Raw genomic sequence first — 211 nt, 5'->3', positions numbered from 1 at the left:
CAGGCGGCGCGTCGATGGCGTCTCATACCTGCCCGCGGGTGGCTTCGAGCCGCTGGCGGATCTCGCGCATGCGCGCCTCGGTCAGCGGGAAGCGCAGGATGGCGATCAGGGCCAGCACCAGGCCGATGACCGGGATGCCGGACAGCAGGAGGCGGATCCAGAAGATGGCTTCGGGCGTCTGCACGGTTTGCTTCGAATCGAAGCCGGTGAA

1 protein-coding gene is annotated in these 211 nt (G+C 67.8%); it reads right to left on the bottom strand.

All coding sequences use genetic code 11. The features are described from left to right. Positions 1 to 22: 22 nt before the first annotated feature. A partial coding sequence (locus ACW9JC_RS30510) for a hypothetical protein (RefSeq protein ID WP_457459712.1) occupies positions 23 to 211 on the bottom strand: 189 nt, incomplete at its 5' end.

The sequence above is a fragment of the Pseudomonas sp. SDO5591_S426 genome (assembly GCF_054070755.1).
Note: the sequence above shows the minus strand (reverse complement) of the source record. Positions and strands in the feature narration are given on the sequence as shown.